This window comes from Rhizobium sp. Leaf311 (genome assembly GCF_001423445.1).
GTDB lineage: Bacteria > Pseudomonadota > Alphaproteobacteria > Rhizobiales > Rhizobiaceae > Agrobacterium.
Genome location: NZ_LMNZ01000020.1, coordinates 172,680 through 192,374 on the forward strand (window position 1 = coordinate 172,680; position 19,695 = coordinate 192,374).

Genomic DNA, 19,695 nt, shown 5'->3' on the forward strand with positions numbered 1-19,695 from the left:
ATAAGCCGTGCCAGACCTAATACATGCAATAAAATGCGAATCCCGATATAGCCACGCGATGACGAATATGAACCGGAACGAAGAACAGCTTGCCGATTTGAACCAGCCCAGCCTCTGGTCCGGCATCAATGCCTACCGCTCAGACCCGTTGATCGTGGATTTGACCTCCAGTCTTTCGCGCCCGTTGCGTGATGAGTTCGATCAGATCGGACGCTATGTGACCTCTTCCGAGGCGCAGGAACTGGCGCGTATGGCCAATGTCAGCACGCCGAAGCTGCACACCCATGGGCCGCGCGGCGAGCGGCTGGATCAGGTGGAGTTTCACCCGGCCTGGCACGCGCTGATGCGCCGTTCCATGTCATCGGGTCTGCACAGCAGCGCCTGGGAAAATACGCCAGAAACGCGCGGCAACGAGCACAAGGCTCGCGCCACCAAATTCTATCTTACCTCGCAGCTTGAGGCGGGCCATCTGTGTCCGCTGACCATGACCCATGCGTCGGTCGCTGCGATGATGGCTTCGCCACGGGTGCAGAAGGAATGGGCGCCGAAAATCCTCTCGCGCAAATATGATTCGTCGCAAAAGCCCGCCATGCAGAAGACCGCCGTTACCATCGGCATGGGCATGACGGAAAAGCAGGGCGGCACGGATGTTCGCGCCAACCGCACCACGGCGGAACGCGTGGGCGAGGGCATCTATCGCCTGTCCGGCCACAAGTGGTTTCTGTCTGCGCCGATGAGCGATGGCTTCGTCATGCTGGCCCAGATGGGCGAAGGCATGGGCTGCTTCCTCGTTCCGCGTTTTCTGGAAGACGGCTCGGCCAACGGCCTGCATTTCCAGCGATTGAAAGACAAGCTCGGCAACCGCTCCAATGCCTCTGCCGAAGTCGAATTCTCCGACGCATTCGGCTATCTGCTGGGGGATCCCGGTGCCGGTATCCGCACCATCCTCGACATGGTGACGCTGACGCGGCTGGATTGCGCGCTGGCTTCGTCCGGCATGATGCGCGCCTCCTTGGCGGAAGCGGTTCACTTTGCCCGTGGCCGCAACGTCTTCGGCAAACCGCTGGTCAGCCAGCCGGTGATGACACGCGTTCTGGGCGATATGGCGCTGGATGTCGCCGCATCGACCGCGCTCTCGTTCCGCCTTGCGGCTGCATTCGACGCTGCCCGCAACAATCCGGCGGAAGCGGCCTATGCAAGGGTCATGACGCCCATCGTCAAATACTGGTGCTGCAAGATTGCGCCGGCACTGATCTATGAAGCCATGGAAAGCCTTGGCGGCAACGGATATGTCGAAGACCGCCCGATTGCGCGCCATTACCGCGAAGCCCCTGTCAACGCCATCTGGGAGGGCTCCGGCAACGTCATGGCGCTGGATGTGCTGCGCGTGCTTCAGCGCGGCAAGGATCTGTTCGATCTGGTTTTCGAAACGCTGGAACGGGATCTCGGTCCATCCGGCAAAAAGACCACCGAAGTGCTGCGCGCGGCAATCGCACTGTGCGAACGCGATGAAGGGGCTGCCCGTCTGCTTGTCGAACAGTTCGCGCTTGCCGCCGCCGCCGCAGAACTCTGCCGCATCGGTGCGGGCCGCATCGCAGACGCCTTTCTCGAAACCCGCCTGGCGGGCGGCTGGCGCCACACCTATGGCATGCTCGATAGCCGCTTCGACCCGACCTACATCATCGATTTGCTGTATCCGCCTGTGGCGTAATGGTAGAAATCCGTTTCTATTTTTCGCAGCACCATATGAATCAGGAAGACTTTCTCTTAAATAGTAAGACAGGTTTTGAGCAATTCGGAGAGTGACCTCGCATGAAGACCGTTACTATAATCGTGCGTGCCTTTTGGGATGAAGAAGCAGGTGTCTGGGTCGCCTCGAGTCACGATATCGATGGCCTGTCTGTTGAAGCCGAAACCGTGGAGCTGCTTGAAAAAAAGGCTCTGGCCGCGATTGCAGATCTGATCGAACTCAATGGTGTTGATTCCGATCTCCCAGAAATTCCCATTCACTTCATGGCTGAGCATCTCGCAAAAATTCCAAACCCGGCATTCTAAGCACCATGGCTGGCTTTCTGCGAGAGTTGAAATTCCTTTTGACAGAAGCTGGATGCTATTTTGTCAGGGCAGGCAAGGGTGATCATGAAATTTGGTTCAGCCCTTTGACAAACAGGCACTTCACGATCGACCATGGCACCAAGTCCCGCCACACTGCCAATGAGACGCTAAAGCAAGCGGGCCTTCCAAAAGCATTCTGATGGATGCGACAATTTCATCCACAGCTACCTTCGCGTCATCGCGGTGCCGCGCATTGCTCGGAAATTAACCCTTTGCTAACTCCTTTGGTCACGTCACCACTTGGAGAATCGCCTGATATGCTGGCCATCGATGGCAATGTTGCCCTGACTGCGTCATCGACGCCGGAAAAGCGCGTCAAGGATCGCGCCGCCACCGAAAAGGCCATCTTCGCAGCGGCCAAAAGCCTGTTGGCGGAAGAAGGGTTTCAGGGCTTCGGCATCAATGCCGTGGCGCGCAGGGCCGGGTGCGACAAGCAACTGATCTATCGCTATTTCGGCGGTCTTGAGGGTCTGGTCGCAGCCATCGGCGCGGATCTCGGTTCGTGGGTCAAGGAGCGCATTCCCGAGGATACGGGCGGCATGTTTCTGCTCACCTACGGCGATCTCATGGAGCGTCTTGCGATCTATTACATCGAGGCGCTGCGCAGCGATCCGCTGGTGTGCAAGATCATTGCCTGGGAAGTGTCGGAGAACACGCCGCAGGTCAAGCAATTGGCCGATGCCAGGGCAAAGGCGCTTGCCAAATGGCTGGATCGAATGCGCGGATCGCTACAAGCCCCGAAAAACGTCGATACAGCCGCCGTCAATGCCGTCATCTTCGCCGCCATCCAGCATCTTGTCATCGCGGGGGGCACCAATGGCCAGTTTGCCGGCGTTGCGCTGAAAAACGAGAAGGATTGGGACAAGATTGGAACGGCGGTGAAGCGGATCGTGCGCGGCGTTTACGGCTGATCAATTAATATTAGAAAATACGAATATTAAGGGAGCCAACCGGCACCCCTTGGCGTTCTGCACCTTACACAATGACTTTTCCACAGCCCTCGGGCATTCGTTAACCATAACAGCAAGTTCCGTTTGCCCAGGAGGACGGCCGGGATCATTGTGTTAAGAAATTGTTAACCATGCGTCTGTGGACGTGTGAAAAGGAACCGCCGTGACCCGCTGGATATCCTTGATCGTCATGATGACGTTCTTCGCAATGCTGCCGTTGGACATCGATGCGCCAACGGTCAATCTGTGCCTCATGGCCTGCCTGCGTTGGGCTGTTCTGGCTGCCGTTCCCGCTGCCGGCTTTCAACGGGAGCAGCTCGCATGAAGTGGTTTCTCATCCTCTGGGCAGGCCCGATTGTTCTTCTCGGCAGCTGGTACAGCCTTTCCTACAACGACATGAGCTTCGGCATTTTCATGCTCACCCGGCAGGCGCATGACCTCGTTTTCCAGATTTACGGAAATGTGCTCGGCATTCCGCCAGAGACTATCCCGCCGCTGGTTGCCCGCGCCATTGTGGTGGATAGTCTGATCGTGTTTGCACTCATCGGCTTTCGCAAGCGCAAGTCGCTTGTCGCCTGGTGGCGCGGCAATCAGTCTTCGAAGACATCAGGTACTCTGCCAAGCGCGGAAAGCCTGTCCAGGGCTCCCTGAAGAATGAAGCTGGCGGCGGCGGAATCGATCCGCTCCGCGCGCTTGGCACGAGACACATCCATTTCCAGAAGCGCGCGTTCAGCGGCAACAGTCGAAAGCCGCTCATCCCAGTAGACGAAAGGCAGATCGGTCTTTTCGCTCATGGCACGCACGAAGGCGCGTGTTGCCTGCACGCGCGGCCCGGAGGAACCGTCCATATTCATGGGCAGACCGATGATGAAGGCCGCTACTTTTTCCTTCTGGGCAAATTCCAGCAGAACCTGCGCATCCTGCGTGAATTTCACACGCTTGATGACGGGGCGAGGGGTCGCGAAGCGTCTCGATAGATCGGACATGGCAAGGCCGATCGTCTTGGTGCCGAGGTCCAGCCCTGCAATGGCCTGTCCGGCCTGAAGAAAAGCTGGAAGTTCTTCGATCGTCAGCGTCGCCATGGGGCTCGTCTCAGCGTTTACGAACAAATTCCGTGCGCAGCACGAGGCCCTTGATGGCATCGTGGCGGCAATCGATTTCTTCGGGATTGTCTGTCAGGCGAATGGATTTTATGACGGTGCCCTGCTTCAGGGTCGTTCCAGCGCCCTTGACCTTCAAGTCCTTGATCAGCGTTACCGAATCGCCGTCCACAAGCAGCGTGCCGCTGGCGTCGCGCACTTCATTTGCCTTTGCGGCCTGGGCTGCAACTTCCGATGCGGGGCGCCATTCACCCGTGGCTTCGTCATACACATATTCGTCGTCATCTGTTGCCATGGTGCTGTGTCCAAATATTTGAGGCTGCCGGTTGTCTGGCCCGTCCTATGTCATAATATATCTTCAATACAAAGGAGAACTTCATGAAACTTACCTGGCTTGGCCATTCCGCGTTTCGGCTTGAAACCGGCAAGGCAAAAATCCTCATCGACCCGTTTTTCACCGGAAATCCCGGCTTTGCCGGTCAGGATGCCAAGGACGCCGCCAGCGGCATTACCCACATTCTTCTCACCCATGGTCACGGCGACCACGTGGGCGATACCATCCAGCTGGCAAAAGACACTGGCGCAACAGTTCTGGCCAATGCCGATCTCGCGGCATGGCTCGGCTCCAAGGGCGTTTCGAAGCTGGAAATGGGCAATACCGGCGGCACGGTCACCTTTGATGGCTTTTCGGCCACCTTCACCAACGCACTTCATTCCTCCGCCCAGATTACCGAAGACGGCGTTTCCCATGCGCTTGGTAATGCTAACGGCCTGATGCTGCATTTCGAGGATGGCCCGACCGTTTTCCACATGGGCGATACGGATATCTTCTCGGACATGGCTCTCATCAATGAGCTGCACGAGCCCGATATCGGCCTTGTGCCCGTCGGTGATCGCTTCACCATGGGCGGCGCTGTTGCGGCACTGGCCTGCCAGCGTTTCTTCAAGTTCCGCAATGTCATCCCGTGCCACTATGGCTCGTTCCCGATCATCGAGCAGACGCCGGAAAAATTCGTGAATGGAATGGAAGGCTCTGAAACGCGCGTCGATACGCCGAGCGTAGGGCAGACACTGTCGTTCTGACATTCTACCGTTGCGAAGAACGGACATGGTGATTATAGCGGGTAGGAAAATTCTTGTCCGGAGTCGCACCATGTCCGTTGATCTAGCCACCGTGAAGCGCGTTGCGCATCTTGCCCGTATTGCCGTCAACGAAGAAGAGGCCAACATCATGCTTGGTCAGTTGAATGGCATTCTCGGTTTTGTGGAGCAGCTTTCGGAAGTGAATGTCGATGGCGTGGAGCCGATGACGTCAGTCACACCAGTGGCAATGAAGAAGCGCACCGACGAGGTGAATGACGGCAACAAGGCCGATACCATCGTTGCCAATGCTCCCTCGACGGATCGCAACTTCTTCCTCGTCCCGAAGGTGGTTGAGTAAGCCTTATCGAAGGTTTCTCCCGCCCGTCCGATCTTAAAATATTTCGAAAGCCGTTGCCGATATGACCGACCTGACCAGCCTGACCATTGCCGAAGCGCGCGATAAGCTTGATGCCAAGGAATTTACGTCTGTTGAACTGACGAATGCCTATCTGTCTGCCATCGATGCCGCCAATGAAAAGCTGAACGCCTATGTGGCAACCACGCCTGAAAAGGCGCGGGACATGGCCAAGGCCTCCGATGAAAGACGTGCGGGTGGAACAGCGGGCGCTCTGGAAGGCATTCCCCTCGGCGTCAAGGATCTTTTCGCGGTTCGCGATATCCATACCCAGGCTTGCTCGCATGTTCTTGATGGCTTCAAGCCCACCTATGAATCGACCGTAACCCAGAACCTCTGGGATGAGGGCGCGGTCATGCTCGGCAAGCTTAACATGGACGAATTTGCCATGGGCTCGTCTAATGAAAGCTCCTATTACGGCCCGGTCGTCAATCCGTGGCGCGCCAATGGTTCGGACAAGGGTCTGGTGCCCGGCGGCTCCTCCGGCGGGTCGGCTGCTGCGGTTGCAGCGCACCTTTGCGCCGGTGCCACCGCCACCGATACCGGCGGTTCCATCCGTCAGCCCGCGGCCTTTACAGGCACGGTCGGCATCAAGCCAACCTATGGCCGCTGCTCGCGTTGGGGCATTGTCGCTTACGCATCCTCGCTCGATCAGGCTGGTCCAATTGCGCGTGACGTGCGCGATGCCGCGATCCTTTTGAAATCGATGGCGAGCGTCGACGCTAAAGACACGACATCCGTCGATATGCCGGTGCCCGATTACGAACAGGCTATCGGCCAGTCCCTGAAGGGCCTCAAGATCGGTATTCCTAGGGAGTACCGCGTCGACAACATGCCGGAAGAAATCGAAAAACTTTGGCAGCAGGGCATTGCATGGCTCAAGGATGCCGGTGCCGAGATTGTCGATATCTCGTTGCCGCACACGAAATACGCTCTGCCAGCCTATTACATCGTTGCGCCCGCCGAGGCCTCGTCCAACCTGGCACGCTACGATGGCGTTCGCTACGGCCTTCGCGTCGACGGCAAGGACATTGCCGACATGTACGAGCAGACCCGGGCCGCCGGCTTCGGCTCGGAAGTCAAGCGCCGTATCATGGTCGGCACCTATGTTCTCTCGGCCGGTTATTATGACGCCTATTATCTCAGAGCACAGAAGGTCCGCACGCTGATTAAGCGCGACTTCGAGAATGTGTTCCACGAAGGCGTCGATGCCATCCTGGCGCCGATCACGCCATCATCTGCGTTCGAAATCGGCGACAAGGAACTGGCTGCAGATCCGGTCAAGATGTACCTGCAGGACGTCTTCACCATCACCGTCAACATGGCGGGGCTTCCAGGCCTTTCGGTTCCAGCGGGTCTGGACGGCAAGGGCCTGCCGCTCGGCCTCCAGCTCATTGGCAAGCCATTTGAGGAAGAGACCCTCTTCAAGACGGCTTACGCAATCGAGCAGGCAGCGGGCAAGTTCACGCCCGCAAAGTGGTGGTAACCGAAGCTTACATTACCGATTTGAACGAGGGCGATCGCGAAGCGGTCGCCCTTGTGGGTTTTGCGGCCTGGCAATCCAGCGGTGCCTTTAGGGATACCCACCTCGATCCGGCGGTGATCGAGCGCGTGCGCAAGGCGTTTGAGAGTTTCGCCCTTGAAGCCTCGGGCGATGTTGCCATTGTCAAGCTGGACGGCGTGGTCGTTGGTTGGGGTGCCCGCGAAGGTGCGCCCGACTATATCTCCGACATATGGGTGCATCCCCAATGGCAGGGCCGTGGGATCGGGCGACATCTGGTCGAGCACTTCCTCGACCAGATGCGCGGGGCGGATATCCCCATCGCAAAGATCGCGACCCATGCCAGAAACGAGAATGCCATCAAGCTCTATGAGCGATGCGGATTTGAGATCGTCTGGAGTGGCACCAGCTGGTCGGAACACATGCAGATCGAGCTGCCGAAAGTGCGGCTGGAAAAGGTGCTGTAGCGCACCGCCGATTTGCCATTTCCATGTGCTTCTGGCGGTGTTTCTCAGACCTTCAAAAATTATTTTCTGCATTTCATTCACACCCCGCCGGGCCGGCTTAAAATTCACCGGCTTTCTTGAAGCAGCGGATCGCGAGCCGCTTGCGGACAGGAAGTAGACGGGTTCGGTTTTTGGCCGGAGACAGGACGCGTCAAGGCAGGAGTGCGGACACCGGTATGCGAGACCATTCACGGCTCGGATGCAGGCGGAGGCTCTGTAATGAACGAAAGGGACGGGCAAGCCGCGATCATTCACGACGCGGCAGGCTCGTCACCCCAACAGGCACGCGAAGGCTGGTTTGGCGGGGCAGCGAAGGAATGACGGAACTGAAGCCACGCGGATGCGCAGCTACAGACCAAAGACACCAAGAGACCAACCGCCATCCGCGTGTGCTCTCAGATCAACAGCTCTAACACGGGTGGTTTTCTGCCGCGTGAATTCGTTGTTGTGCGCGCATTCTGGCGCGATTTTTGACATCGAAACTTTTGAAAAACCCAGGCGTTGATGGTATATTCGAAACAGTTCACCAAGCGAAGGGAGGCGCGACCGTGAAATCAACGATCATGTTCAAGGACGACCATTTGGTGCGTCCCGAAACCAGCCGAAAACCGCGCCGTGTCGGTGCAAACGACAATCTGCGCAGTCTGGAATTCGAGATCGAGGCGCAGGAGAGAGACTGGCGAGCACTGTGTCTTGTCGCCTCTGTCGTTTGCGGATTTGCCGTCATCATCTTCGCACCTCTGTGGTAAGTCAGCTCGGGCTGAGATTAACACTTGAAAAAGCCGGTTTCGGCCTTTAGCCCGTATGGGGACAAGCGGGCTGAATGGATAAGCTGAAGCATGGTGATGATTGAAGCGGTCGATGCCGTGCCGAGAGCATTTCTCGGTGTGGAGCTGTCGGCGACGGAGCAGAAGTGGATGTCACGGCTTGATCAGGCCGGGCAAAACCGCGCTCTGGCCATGTCACAGGTTCACGGCATACCGGAACTCGTCGCGCGCGTTCTTGCCGGGCGCGGTGTCGGCGTTGATGACGCACTTGCTTTTCTTGATCCCACGATCCGTTCGCTGATGCCCGATCCGCATTCTCTGACGGATTGCGAAAAGGCTGCGGCGCGTATTGCAGCCGCCATCCAGCGTCAGGAGAAGGTCGCGATCTTCGGGGATTACGACGTCGATGGCGCATCGTCTTCGGCGCTGATGTATCGGTTTCTGCACCATTTCGGTCTGGAGCCGACGATCTACATTCCAGATCGCATCTTCGAAGGTTATGGTCCCAACCCCGCCGCCATGCAGCAGCTTGCAGCCAATGGGGCAACGCTCATCATAACCGTGGACTGCGGCTCCACCAGTCGCGAGTCGCTCATCGCTGCGCGCGATGCCGGAACGGATGTTGTCGTGATCGATCATCACCAGGTGGGGACAGAGTTGCCGCCTGCGGTGGCGCTGGTCAATCCCAACCGCGAGGACGATCTGTCCGGGCAGGGGCACCTATGCGCCGCTGGCGTCGTGTTTCTCGTTCTCGTTGCCACGCTGCGCCTGTTGAAAGACCAGCGGGACAGCCGCGCCTATATGCTCGATCTCCTGTCCTATCTGGATATTGTTGCCCTGGCGACGGTTTGCGATGTGGTGCCGCTCAAGGGCCTCAACCGCGCCTATGTGGTCAAGGGCCTGATCGCCGCGCGCCACATGAAGAATGCGGGGCTTGCCGCTCTGTTCAAGAAGGCGGGTCTAGGCGGGCCGGTCACGCCGTACCATTTCGGCTTCCTTGTCGGCCCCCGCATCAACGCCGGTGGCCGCATCGGTGATGCCGCACTCGGTAGCCGTCTGCTGACGCTTGATGATGAAGCCCAGGCTGAGGTTATTGCCGAGCAGCTGGATGAGCTGAACCGCGAACGTCAGGCCATGGAAGCCGCCATGCTGGCGGAGGCGGAGGCAGAGGCCCTCTATGAATATGGAGACGGCTCCGGCGCTGGCGTCATCGTCACGGCGCGGGAGAACTGGCATCCGGGCATCGTGGGTTTGCTGGCGTCGCGTCTCAAGGATCGCTTCCGCCGTCCGGCATTCGCAATAGCACTGGATTCGCAGGGCAAGGGCACGGGGTCAGGGCGCTCCATAAACGGTTTCGACATGGGTCGCATGGTGCGCAACGCTGTCGATGCCGGGCTGCTGGTCAAGGGTGGCGGGCACGCCATGGCGGCGGGACTGACGGTAGAACGCGCCAATCTTGGGCGCCTGCGTACATTTTTTGAGGAGGCCGCCCAGAAGACGGTCTCTCAGCTGGTTGAGAACAGTGTTCTGAAGATCGACGGAGCGATTGGTGCCTCAGGTGCGACGCTTGCGCTTGTCGAGCAGATGGAGCAGGCTGGTCCCTACGGCTCCGGCCATTCCCAGCCTATTTTCGCCGTTCCTGCCCATCGTCTGCGTGATGTGCGCATTGTCGGCACGTCGCATGTGAAGATTACTCTTGTAGCTCTGGATGGCTCCCGGCTTGATGGGATCGCCTTCCGCGCCGCCGATGCGCCGCTCGGACAGATGCTGATGTCATCGCGCGGTCGCCAGATCCATGTTGCGGGAACGCTGGGTGCGGAACAATGGCAGGGGCAACGCCGGGTCCAACTGCGCATCCTCGATGCCGCTATCGCGTCGTAAACTGTAACGCTTAGCCGCGCCAACTCATGACGCGTCAACGTTTGCGTTTCACTTTAAGAAACGTATGTATTGCAATGATTTTATTGGGAGAGTGGTACGCCCTAGGGGAGTCGAACCCCTCTTTTCAGAATGAAAATCTGACGTCCTAACCGATAGACGAAGGGCGCGTACGCTGTGTGGCGCCCTTATAGTCAGGCACCGGATTCTCCGCAAGCGCCTATTTCCACTTTTTTGCATTTCGATGACATTTTTTTAAAAACGGAGCCGCTGGCTGTGGAAAGCCGGGCGTTTGTCTCACGAGAAAAATCGGGGGAAGGGGGAAAGCGTGGGATTTAAGACGGGAATCAGGGGGGTGTCCCAGTGCTCTTAAATCCCACGCTTCGTCGGGGGACGAGCGAATAACGGGACAACGCAGAAATTGTTCCAGAGCGTTTGCAGGAAAATTTCGGAGCAGGCTTTCAGCATTCCAAACAAAAAAGCCGCCCGCCAATATTGCTGGCGAGCGGCTTTCAAATTCTAATGTCACCGAATGGTGCCTAGAGGTCGACGTCGAGGATCGCCATGGAGAAATTGTAGGAGCGGTCGCCGTCTTCGTCATCGAGATATACGACGCCGAGGAATTCTTCGCCGATATACACTTCCGCCGAATCGTCCTTGCGCGGACGAGCCTTCACAACCATTTTGTCGCTGAAGGTGCGCTTGAAATAGGCGTCGAGCTTTTTGATTTCTTCGGCTTTCACCACTGTTCTCCTGTGCGGTTCACGTTGCGCCGCTTTTGGCATGGCTTAAAGGCGAAAGTAAAGTCTAGGCGAAAAAACGTCGCTGTGATCCACCGACGCGAAGCGATTGTCCGCAGGCCTAGATGTCTGCGCCGACGATCTGGTCCATGATGCGCGAAGGCTCCCTGCAGCCAGCCTCACCAACCACCTTGGCCGGTACGCCTGCAACCGTGGCATTGGGCGGTACGGGCTTGAGCACGACGGAGCCTGCGGCGATGCGCGAGCAATGGCCGATCTCGATGTTGCCGAGAATTTTGGCACCGGCGCCGATGAGAACGCCGCTGCGGATTTTCGGATGGCGATCCGAGCCCTCCTTCCCGGTGCCGCCCAGCGTGACACCATGGAGGATGGAGACATTGTCGCCGATGACTGCCGTTTCGCCGACCACCAGACCGGTGGCGTGATCAAGGAACATGCCCTTGCCAAGTTGCGCAGCCGGATTGATGTCGGTCTGGAAAACGCTTGAGGACCGGCTTTGCAGGTAAAGCGCAAAATCGCGTCGCCCCTTGTTCCACAGCCAGTGGGCCAGACGGTGTGTCTGGATGGCGTGGAAACCCTTGAAGTAGAGGACCGGCTCGATAAAGCGGGTGCAGGCGGGGTCGCGGTCGTAGACAGCCTGAATATCGACGCGCAGGATAGCGCCCCATTCCGGCCAGTCTTCGAGCATCTCCTCGAAAGTCTGTCGCAAGAGGACCGACTGCATGTCGGGATGGTCGAGAAGCTCACAGATACGGTAGATGACGCATTCTTCCAGGGAATGATGGTTCAGAATGGTCGAGTAGAAGAAAGCGGAGAGGAGGGTATCCTGCGCTGCCGCTGCCCTTGCCTCATTCTGCAAACTTCCCCAGATGGGATCGACAACGGAAAGCTGATCCTGCTGGCGTGCCTCTGTGCGTGCGACCATGACTGGTCTCCCTTGATTGGTGCCGTTCTTTTATACAGAAAAATGCGTCACCTTGAAATGGTGATTTAATAACGCGGTTAAAGACGCGAAAGCATCAGTTTTTCTGAAAGCTTTTTGGAAAATGATTCGCCTGACAGGCAATTATTCAGCAATACCCCGGTAAAACTCCAGAACCGCAGCCTTGAACACACGATCACCCACGGCCAGCATATGGTCGCGGCCGGGAATATCGATGGCCCTGGCATGTGGCATCAGATCGGCAAGCTCCTGGCCCGAACCGGCAATATCATCCTTCGTGCCAACGGCAATCAATGTCGGGACATCGATTTTTGCCGCCTCTTCGCGGGTGACGAGAACGCGCGACGTTTCGATGCAGGCGGCAAGCGCAATACGGTCGCTCCTGGTCTGGTCGGCAAAGGCGCGGAACATGCGGCCACGTTCATGGGTGACGACATCGAGCGAGGGCGCGCGCAGGGCCTCGGCAATCGGGTCCCAATCGCCCACGCCATCCACCATGCCGATGCCAAGACCACCGAAGACCAGCGACTGAACGCGCTCAGGATGCGCCATGGCGACGAAGGCGGATATGCGTGCGCCCATGGAGTAACCCATGACATGCGCCTGAGGAATGCCGAGATGGTTCAACAGGCCAACCGCATCATCCGCCATGATGGCTGGGTAATAAGCGCCTGGATCATGCGGCTTGTCGCTGTTGCCATGTCCGCGATTATCGATACCGATGACCCGGTAACCGGCTTCTCCCAAAGTCTTTACCCAGCCGGGGTGCACCCAGTTGACGGCGGCGCTGGAGGCAAAGCCGTGAATCAGCAGCACCGGCGCACCGGAAGGGTCGCCCTCATCGAAGTAGGAAAGCTGAACGCCATCGCGAAGGAAGTGAGAATAGTGCGGAACATTGAGATTCATCAAGGACATCCTTTTTGGCGCAGCATATGTCAGGAAATCGCAAGGTTGAACAGATTCTGCAATGTTTTCTGTGGAGGTGGCGCGCATTTGGCGCTACATATCCGCAAAAGCAGAGCATCGCTCAATCACGATTTTGCATTTGGAGACGAACATGGCCGGTCATACCATTCCCCACTTCCAGAACGATGGCGGACACAGCGCGATCGAAATCGGGGTCAAGGAATTCATGTGCACGGGCGCGTCCGTTCCTTTCGATCATCCGCATATCTTCATCGATATGGGCGATGACAACGAAAAGGTCTGTTCCTACTGCTCGACGTTGTACCGCTACAATCCGTCGCTGAAGGCAACGCAGACAAACCCGCCCGGCTGCGTCTTCCACGTTAAGGCAGCTTAACTCACATTCAAGACTTGGGGCTTTCCATGCCCGTGAAATCGGTTGCGATCATCGGTGCCGGCGTTGCCGGATTGACCGCCGCTCTTTCTTTTGCCCGCTATGGCGTGCGCTGCGATATCATAGAGCAGGCGGAAAGCCTGGAAGAGGTTGGGGCGGGCCTGCAGGTCTCTCCCAACGCAGCGCGCATCCTTTCTGCGCTGGACGTGCTGCCCACGCTCGAAGCCCAGTGGCTCGAGCCGGAAACGGTCGATCTTCAATCCGGACGTTCGCTGAAGCGTCTTGTATCGTTGCCGATGCGGGAAGTTGCACGCAGCCGGTGGGGGGCGCCCTACGGCGTGCTGCACAGGGCAACGCTGCAGGCGGCACTTCTTCGCGCCGTGCAAGGCAATCCACTGTGCACCCTGCATCTGGGCAAGCGCCTGGATGCCGTCAATAAATCGATCGTTGCCGCCATCACCTTTCAGGAGCATGACCTGATTGTCGGAGCAGACGGGGTCTGGTCCTGCGCACGTTTTGCCGTGCCCGCAAGTCCGGTGGCCACCTTCTCTGGCAACATCGCCTGGCGCTTCACGGTTGCCCAGAGCGATGTGCCTGACTTTCTGTTAAGTCAATCGGTCAAGGGTTTCCTCGGGCCCTCCGCGCATCTGGTGGCTTATCCACTGGCGGAAAAGAGCGGCTTCAATATTGTGGCAATCGCCGCAGGGGCCAATCCGGGAGATACCTGGAAGGCCGAAGCCCAGGGCAAGCAGCACACGCTTCTTCTCAACCAGTTCCGGCGCTGGAACCCGGCCTTTGCCGAAATGCTGAAGACCATTTCAAGGCCCACCTTCTGGCCGCTGTTTCACGCGGGGCAGGGCAGGTGGCATAATGGTAGCGATACGGTGATCATCGGCGATGCCGCCCACGCAATGATGCCCTTTGCCGCCCAGGGTGCTGCCATGGCCATGGAAGATGCCTTCGAGCTTGCGGCTTTCGTCCATCGCCACGCCTCGCTTGGCGAAGCGCTGCAACGCTTCGAAGCGCATCGCCTTCCACGCATCGAAAAAGCGCGCAAACGGGCAGAACTCAACAAATTTGCCTATCATGCCAGCGGCCCATTGCGTCTGGGCCGCGATATTCTGCTGTCGATAAGACCGCCAGAAGCGTTTCTGGCGGACCTCGACTGGCTTTACGGATATCGCGCGGAAGGGCTTTAAAGAGCGCTTCCTTCAGGCCAGCGCTGCAGCGGCAAAGCCCGCCTCCAGATCGCGCTTGATGTCTGCAACATCTTCAAGGCCGATTTGCAGGCGGATAAGCGGACCGTCCGTCGGTCCTTTCGCAACTGTGCGGTCGCGCAATGAGACCGGCACCGCAAGCGATTCGTAACCGCCCCAGGAAAAGCCAAGTCCAAAGATCGACAGAGCGTCGAGAAAGGCGTGCGATTTTTCCCTGAAGCGACCTTCTGGTGCCTTCAGCACGAAGGAGAATACGCCGCTCGAACCCTTGAAATCGCGCTTCCAGAGATCGTGGCTGGCGAAGCTTTCCAGCGCAGGGTGCAGAACCTGCGCCACGTCATCGCGCCCTTCCAGCCATTGCGCAATATCGAGCGCGCTCTTGCGGTGGTGTTCCAGCCGCACGCCCATGGTGCGCATACCGCGCAGCACCTGGTAGGCATCGTCGGACGTCACGCACAGGCCAAGGTCGCGGTTCGCATCGTGAAGCTTCTGCCAGTGCTTTTCATTGGATGAGACGAAGCCCATGAGGACATCCGAATGGCCAGCCGGATATTTCGTGGCGGCGTGGATGGATACATCGACACCGTGATCCAGAGGTTTGAAATAAAGCGGTGTTGCCCAGGTATTGTCCATGGTCACCACGCAATCATGGGCGTGGGCGATGGAGGTCATGAGCGACACATCCTGCATCTCGAATGTGTTGGAGCCGGGTGCTTCCAGATGGATCAGACGCGTGTTCGGCCGGATCAGGGTTTCGATGTCCGCACCGATAGCCGGATCGTAATATTCCACCTCGACACCGAGCCGTTTCAGCATCGTGTTGCAGAAGCGGCGGGTGGGAAAATAGACGGAATCAACGATCAATGCGTGGTCGCCTGCCGACAGATAGGCAAGGAACGGCACGGTGACGGCAGCGAGCCCGGATGGCAGAAGAATGGTGCCGGCTGAACCTTCCAGACTGTTGACCATGTCGCACAGCGCATCCGTTGTCGGCGTGCCATGCGTGCCATAGGTATAGGCCTGATCCTCCGCAACCAGGGTTCGGGCATCGGGAAACAACACGGTGGAACCGCGCGCGATAGGCGGGTTTACAAAGCCGTGGTAGCTGGCCGGATCGTTGCCAAGATGAGCCAGGCGGGTATTGGTGCCGGCGGCGTTCAGGATCGCGTCTTTATGTGTCATGCTCACTTCATCTTTCACTCATCGATGCAGCGGAAGATGGTCTTCAAAACCGCTTGCGGTCAAGACTTCGTTATTTCGAACGTTTGATGTGCACACAGAAGCCGGAATTGATACTCAACATTGTACCGGCTCCAAATTTCGCTCCCGTTTGCTACTTCAGGAGGAGTCGGGAGGGGATATTTCAGTCTACCTGCCTGACAGCCTGAGCAGATTTTAGCCCTTTTAAGCGTAAATATTGGACATTTGCCCATAAAAAGGTCGTTTTTTGAAAAAATCCGTTTTTTGGACACAATTCTTGTGGGCGAGACTTGACCGTGACGGCAATTGCGATTGTGATAGAAACGCGCACCGGGAGGTGAAGCGGGGAGCCGGTCGTATGCGACAAGATATGCGGCATCTTCTATTACGAATAAGAAACAAAGGTTGGGAAAAAATGAAAAAGGCACTTCTGACAGCCGCCATTGGCGCAGCGGTTTTCGCGGCTGCATCGGCTGCATCTGCCGCCACGCTCGCAGACGTCAAGGCAAAGGGTTTCGTCACATGCGGCGTGAGCTCTGGTATTCCAGGCTTCTCGAACCCTGACGACAAGGGTGAATGGTCCGGTATCGATGTTGATTACTGCCGCGGTATCGCTTCCGCCGTCTTCGGTGACCCATCCAAGGCGAAATTCGTCGCCCTGTCTTCCAAGGACCGCTTCCCTGCGCTTCAGTCCGGCGAAATCGACGTTCTCACACGTAACACTACCTGGACGATCAGCCGCGACACATCGCTCGGCTTCAACTTCCGCACCGTCAACTACTATGACGGCCAGGGCTTCATCGTAAAGAAGAGCCTGAACGTGAAGTCTGCGCTTGAGCTGTCCGGCGCTGCCGTCTGCGTTCAGCAGGGCACGACGACCGAGCTCAACCTTGCCGACTACTTCAAGACCAACAACCTTCAGTACAACCCGGTCGTGTTCGAAAAAGAATCCGACGCCACTTCCGCTTATGACAGCGGCCGTTGCGACGTTTACACCACCGACCAGTCGGGCCTCTATGCCATCCGTCTGAAGATGAAGGCTCCGGACGAGAACGTCGTTCTGCCTGAAGTCATCTCCAAGGAGCCGCTTGGACCAGCCGTTCGCCAGGGTGATGAGCAGTGGTTCGACATCGTCAGCTGGGTTCACTACGCGATGATCAACGCTGAAGAACTTGGCGTAACATCCAAGAACGTTGACGAACAGAAGAGCGCCAACAACCCCGACCTGAAGCGTCTGCTCGGCACGGAAGAAGGCACCAAGATCGGTACCGATCTCGGCCTGACCAACGAGTGGGCTTACAACATCATCAAGAAGGTTGGTAACTACGGCGAAGTCTTCGATCGCAACGTTGGCGCCGGTTCGCCGCTGAAGATCGAACGCGGCCAGAACGCTCTGTGGACGAAGGGCGGCCTGCAGTACGCTCCGCCAATCCGCTAATAGCCGCTTCACGGCAGCTTTATGCGGGAGGCGGGACGAATGTCTTGCCTCCCGAATAGCATTGGCATGATGGTCGAGAGCTGTTTCCGTACCGCTCGACCCGCAATGCAAAAAAGTTAAAAGAAGCTCGCAAAGAGCACACAGAGGGAAAGGTGCCGATGGCAGGCAAAGCGCTCCACCCGGAGTCCAGCTCAAAAAGCGCGACATCCATTATCAATGATCCGCGTATGCGCGGGATATTCTATCAAGTTGTGACCCTGGCTATTCTGGCTTTCTTTGTCTGGATAATCACGAGCAACACCATTCATAATCTTCAGCGGTCCAATATTTCTTCGGGCTTCGGCTTTCTAAACGGCAGAGCGGGCTTCGATATCGGTCAGTCGTTGATTGACTACAACAATGACAACACCTTTGGCCGGGCCTTTCTCGTTGGCCTGCTGAACACGTTGCAGGTCGCTATTCTCGGTATCATAACGGCATCGATTATCGGTTTCATCGTTGGTATCGCCAGACTGTCGCACAACTGGCTGATCTCGAAACTGGCGCAGGCCTATGTCGAAATCTTCCGTAACCTGCCGCCGCTGCTTGTCATCTTCTTCTGGTACAAGGGCGTCATCACCATCCTGCCTCAGGCGCGGGACTCTGTGGCCATGCCGCTTGGGACATTCGTCAACAATCGCGGCCTGTTTTACCCGAAGTCCGTGTGGGGCGAAGGCGCGTGGCTTATTCCGGTGGCGTTTCTTGTCGGCATCGTCATCACCTATTTCGTCTATCGCTGGGCAAAGGCGCGGCAGATGCGGACAGGCCAGCCATTTCGCACCGGACTGGTCGGAACGGCGATCATCATCGGCCTGCCGGTGCTGACATTTCTGGCGCTCGGCGCACCGCTGACCTTCGACTATCCTGTCGCTGGCCGTTTCAACCTGACGGGCGGTGCGGTTGTTGCACCTGAATTCCTGTCGCTCTACCTGGCACTTTCCTTCTACACGGCCTCCTTCATCGCCGAAATCGTGCGCGGTGGCATCAAGGCTGTGCCAAAGGGACAGACAGAAGCCGCCAATGCGCTTGGTCTGCGCGGCAACACCACGACGCGCCTGATCATCGTACCCCAGGCCATGCGTATCATCATTCCGCCGCTGACCAGCCAGTATCTCAACCTGACCAAGAACTCGTCGCTCGCGGTTGCCGTCGGCTTTTCGGATCTGGTCGCGGTTGGTGGTACCATCCTCAACCAGACTGGGCAGGCCGTCGAAGTCGTGGCCATATGGTTGCTGGTCTACCTTTCATTGTCGCTTACGACTGCGCTGATCATGAACTGGTTCAACGCGAAGATGGCGCTGGTGGAGAGATAAGCAATGACAACCAATCAAATCTCCTATGTTCGCCCGACCATGGTTCAGCCAGAGCCCGCTCCGTCCAGTCAGGTCGGCGTCGTGCACTGGCTGCGTACCAAGCTGTTCGCTACGCCCAAGGACGTGATCTTCACGTTGCTGGCGATTGCGTTTCTGGTCTACATCATTCCGCCGATGATCCAGTGGCTGTTTCTTCATGCCACATGGACCGGCACGGACCGTACTGCCTGCCTGACGGTTGCGCAGGGCGGAGCCTTGCCGGACGGCCAGTCCGGGGCGTGCTGGGCCTTCGTCAATGCCAAGTTCGAACAGTTCATGTTCGGCCGTTACCCGCTCGAAGAGCGCTGGCGTCCGCTGCTGGTTCTCGCAGCCTTCGTCGTTCTGCTCATTCCGATGCTGATCCCCAAGGCGCCGCACAAGTCGCTGAACGGCATTCTTCTGTTCATCGTTCTGCCCTTCGTTTCGTTCTTCCTGCTTGTCGGCGGCTATTTCGGCCTGCCACAGGTGGAAACGCAGCTCTGGGGCGGCTTGATGGTAACGCTGATCCTGTCGTTTTTCGGGATTACCGTGTCTCTGCCTCTCGGCATTCTTCTAGCGCTCGGTCGTCGTTCGACCATGCCGGTCATCAAGACGCTTTGCGTGACCTTCATCGAAGTCATCCGTGGCATTCCGCTGATTACGGTGCTGTTCTTCGCCAGCATCATGCTGCCGCTGTTCCTGCCCGATGGCTGGACCTTCGACAAGTTCCTGCGCGCGCTTGTGGGTGTGTCGCTGTTTGCGTCTGCCTATATGGCGGAAGTCATTCGCGGCGGCTTGCAGGCCATTCCGAAGGGACAGTATGAAGGTGCGGATTCGCTCGGCCTGAACTACTGGCAGAAGACGCGTCTGATCGTTCTTCCGCAGGCGCTGAAGCTCGTCATCCCGGGCATCGTCAACACCTTTATCGGTCTGTTCAAGGATACATCGCTCGTGTCGATCATCGGCATGTTCGACCTCTTGGGCATCGTCAACCTCAACCAGTCTGATGCGAACTGGGCCACCCCCGTGACGCCCGTCACCGGCTACATCTTCGCCGGCTTCGTATTCTGGATCTTCTGCTTCGGCATGTCGCGTTACTCGCTGTTCATGGAACGGCACCTCGACACCGGACATAAAAAATAAGGGAAAAA

At 57.7% G+C, this 19,695-nt stretch carries 23 protein-coding genes and 1 tRNA gene; 17 read left to right on the forward strand and 7 right to left on the reverse strand.

Going from position 1 to position 19,695, the window contains the following annotated elements:
* Positions 1–58: 58 nt before the first annotated feature.
* The 6 genes from ASF69_RS17625 (at position 59) to ASF69_RS17645 (ending at position 3,716) form a co-directional block, all read left to right on the forward strand.
* Positions 59–1,711 (forward strand): acyl-CoA dehydrogenase family protein, encoded by a 1,653-nt coding sequence (locus tag ASF69_RS17625; protein ID WP_062589511.1) that lies wholly within the window; start codon positions 59–61, stop codon positions 1,709–1,711.
* Positions 1,712–1,812: 101 nt separating this feature from the next.
* Complete coding sequence (locus ASF69_RS17630) at positions 1,813–2,055, forward strand: DUF1902 domain-containing protein (protein WP_062589512.1); 243 nt, start codon at positions 1,813–1,815, stop codon at positions 2,053–2,055.
* Positions 2,056–2,060: 5 nt separating this feature from the next.
* Positions 2,061–2,255 (forward strand): type II toxin-antitoxin system HicA family toxin, encoded by a 195-nt coding sequence (locus ASF69_RS17635; RefSeq protein ID WP_062589513.1) that lies wholly within the window; start codon positions 2,061–2,063, stop codon positions 2,253–2,255.
* Positions 2,256–2,372: 117 nt separating this feature from the next.
* Positions 2,373–3,026, forward strand: a complete 654-nt coding sequence (locus ASF69_RS17640; protein ID WP_062589514.1) for a TetR/AcrR family transcriptional regulator — start codon at positions 2,373–2,375, stop codon at positions 3,024–3,026.
* A 202-nt stretch (positions 3,027–3,228) separates the two neighbouring features.
* Positions 3,229–3,390 carry a hypothetical protein gene (locus ASF69_RS23165; RefSeq protein ID WP_156462105.1) on the forward strand — a complete coding sequence of 54 codons (162 nt, stop codon included), beginning with the start codon at positions 3,229–3,231 and terminating at the stop codon, positions 3,388–3,390.
* On the forward strand, positions 3,387–3,716 hold the full coding sequence (locus tag ASF69_RS17645; RefSeq protein ID WP_062589515.1) for a DUF6105 family protein: 330 nt from the start codon (positions 3,387–3,389) through the stop codon (positions 3,714–3,716). Before ASF69_RS23165 ends, ASF69_RS17645 begins: the two co-directional genes overlap by 4 nt.
* On the opposite strand, the gene ruvX is transcribed toward ASF69_RS17645, so the two are convergent.
* A complete protein-coding gene (gene ruvX, locus ASF69_RS17650; protein WP_062589516.1) occupies positions 3,656–4,147 on the reverse strand; it encodes a Holliday junction resolvase RuvX in 492 nt (163 codons plus the stop codon). The genes ASF69_RS17645 and ruvX overlap by 61 nt on opposite strands.
* Positions 4,148–4,157: 10 nt before the next feature.
* Positions 4,158–4,460 carry an alkylphosphonate utilization protein gene (locus ASF69_RS17655; RefSeq protein WP_062589517.1) on the reverse strand — a complete coding sequence of 101 codons (303 nt, stop codon included), beginning with the start codon at positions 4,458–4,460 and terminating at the stop codon, positions 4,158–4,160.
* Between the two features lie 83 nt (positions 4,461–4,543).
* Between ASF69_RS17655 and ASF69_RS17660 the strand changes: the two genes are divergently transcribed.
* The 6 genes from ASF69_RS17660 (at position 4,544) to recJ (ending at position 10,318) form a co-directional block, all read left to right on the forward strand.
* Entirely contained in the window at positions 4,544–5,248 is a 705-nt protein-coding gene (locus ASF69_RS17660) for a metal-dependent hydrolase (protein ID WP_062589518.1), read from the forward strand.
* A 70-nt stretch (positions 5,249–5,318) separates the two neighbouring features.
* On the forward strand, positions 5,319–5,606 hold the full coding sequence (gene gatC, locus ASF69_RS17665; protein WP_062589519.1) for an Asp-tRNA(Asn)/Glu-tRNA(Gln) amidotransferase subunit GatC: 288 nt from the start codon (positions 5,319–5,321) through the stop codon (positions 5,604–5,606).
* Positions 5,607–5,667: 61 nt separating this feature from the next.
* Positions 5,668–7,149 (forward strand): Asp-tRNA(Asn)/Glu-tRNA(Gln) amidotransferase subunit GatA, encoded by a 1,482-nt coding sequence (gene gatA / locus ASF69_RS17670; RefSeq protein ID WP_062589520.1) that lies wholly within the window; start codon positions 5,668–5,670, stop codon positions 7,147–7,149.
* Positions 7,143–7,631, forward strand: a complete 489-nt coding sequence (locus ASF69_RS17675) for a GNAT family N-acetyltransferase (RefSeq protein ID WP_348271382.1) — start codon at positions 7,143–7,145, stop codon at positions 7,629–7,631. Before gatA ends, ASF69_RS17675 begins: the two co-directional genes overlap by 7 nt.
* Positions 7,632–8,218: 587 nt before the next feature.
* Positions 8,219–8,419 (forward strand): hypothetical protein, encoded by a 201-nt coding sequence (locus tag ASF69_RS17680; protein ID WP_156462106.1) that lies wholly within the window; start codon positions 8,219–8,221, stop codon positions 8,417–8,419.
* 96 nt (positions 8,420–8,515) lie between these two features.
* Entirely contained in the window at positions 8,516–10,318 is a 1,803-nt protein-coding gene (recJ, locus tag ASF69_RS17685; RefSeq protein ID WP_062589879.1) for a single-stranded-DNA-specific exonuclease RecJ, read from the forward strand.
* 92 nt (positions 10,319–10,410) lie between these two features.
* Here the strand turns inward: recJ and ASF69_RS17690 are convergent.
* From ASF69_RS17690 to ASF69_RS17705, 4 genes are all read right to left on the reverse strand, one after another.
* Positions 10,411–10,485: transfer RNA gene (locus ASF69_RS17690), tRNA-Glu, on the reverse strand.
* 369 nt (positions 10,486–10,854) lie between these two features.
* Positions 10,855–11,058 carry a DUF3126 family protein gene (locus tag ASF69_RS17695; protein ID WP_062589522.1) on the reverse strand — a complete coding sequence of 68 codons (204 nt, stop codon included), beginning with the start codon at positions 11,056–11,058 and terminating at the stop codon, positions 10,855–10,857.
* A gap of 118 nt (positions 11,059–11,176) precedes the next feature.
* Positions 11,177–12,001: a serine O-acetyltransferase gene (gene cysE, locus ASF69_RS17700; RefSeq protein ID WP_062589523.1), complete on the reverse strand. Its 825-nt coding sequence runs from the start codon at positions 11,999–12,001 to the stop codon at positions 11,177–11,179.
* Between the two features lie 141 nt (positions 12,002–12,142).
* Positions 12,143–12,925 carry an alpha/beta hydrolase gene (locus ASF69_RS17705; protein WP_062589880.1) on the reverse strand — a complete coding sequence of 261 codons (783 nt, stop codon included), beginning with the start codon at positions 12,923–12,925 and terminating at the stop codon, positions 12,143–12,145.
* A 151-nt stretch (positions 12,926–13,076) separates the two neighbouring features.
* Between ASF69_RS17705 and ASF69_RS17710 the strand changes: the two genes are divergently transcribed.
* Together ASF69_RS17710 and ASF69_RS17715 are read left to right on the forward strand one after the other, a co-directional pair.
* Entirely contained in the window at positions 13,077–13,322 is a 246-nt protein-coding gene (locus tag ASF69_RS17710; protein WP_062589881.1) for a zinc-finger domain-containing protein, read from the forward strand.
* Between the two features lie 26 nt (positions 13,323–13,348).
* Positions 13,349–14,518 (forward strand): FAD-dependent monooxygenase, encoded by a 1,170-nt coding sequence (locus tag ASF69_RS17715; RefSeq protein ID WP_062589524.1) that lies wholly within the window; start codon positions 13,349–13,351, stop codon positions 14,516–14,518.
* 12 nt (positions 14,519–14,530) lie between these two features.
* Here ASF69_RS17715 and ASF69_RS17720 read toward each other — a convergent pair whose 3' ends face one another.
* A complete protein-coding gene (locus ASF69_RS17720) occupies positions 14,531–15,718 on the reverse strand; it encodes a cystathionine beta-lyase (protein WP_062589525.1) in 1,188 nt (395 codons plus the stop codon).
* Positions 15,719–16,151: 433 nt separating this feature from the next.
* On the opposite strand from ASF69_RS17720, the gene ASF69_RS17725 reads away from it, so the two are divergent.
* The 3 genes from ASF69_RS17725 to ASF69_RS17735 all read left to right on the forward strand — a co-directional run bounded on the left by ASF69_RS17725 (position 16,152) and on the right by ASF69_RS17735 (position 19,687).
* The gene (locus ASF69_RS17725) at positions 16,152–17,174 is read left to right on the forward strand and encodes an amino acid ABC transporter substrate-binding protein (protein WP_062589526.1); all 1,023 of its coding nucleotides are present in this window, start codon (positions 16,152–16,154) and stop codon (positions 17,172–17,174) included.
* A 158-nt stretch (positions 17,175–17,332) separates the two neighbouring features.
* Complete coding sequence (locus ASF69_RS17730; protein ID WP_062589527.1) at positions 17,333–18,526, forward strand: amino acid ABC transporter permease; 1,194 nt, start codon at positions 17,333–17,335, stop codon at positions 18,524–18,526.
* Positions 18,527–18,529: 3 nt separating this feature from the next.
* Positions 18,530–19,687: an amino acid ABC transporter permease gene (locus tag ASF69_RS17735; RefSeq protein ID WP_062589528.1), complete on the forward strand. Its 1,158-nt coding sequence runs from the start codon at positions 18,530–18,532 to the stop codon at positions 19,685–19,687.
* Positions 19,688–19,695: the final 8 nt, after the last annotated feature.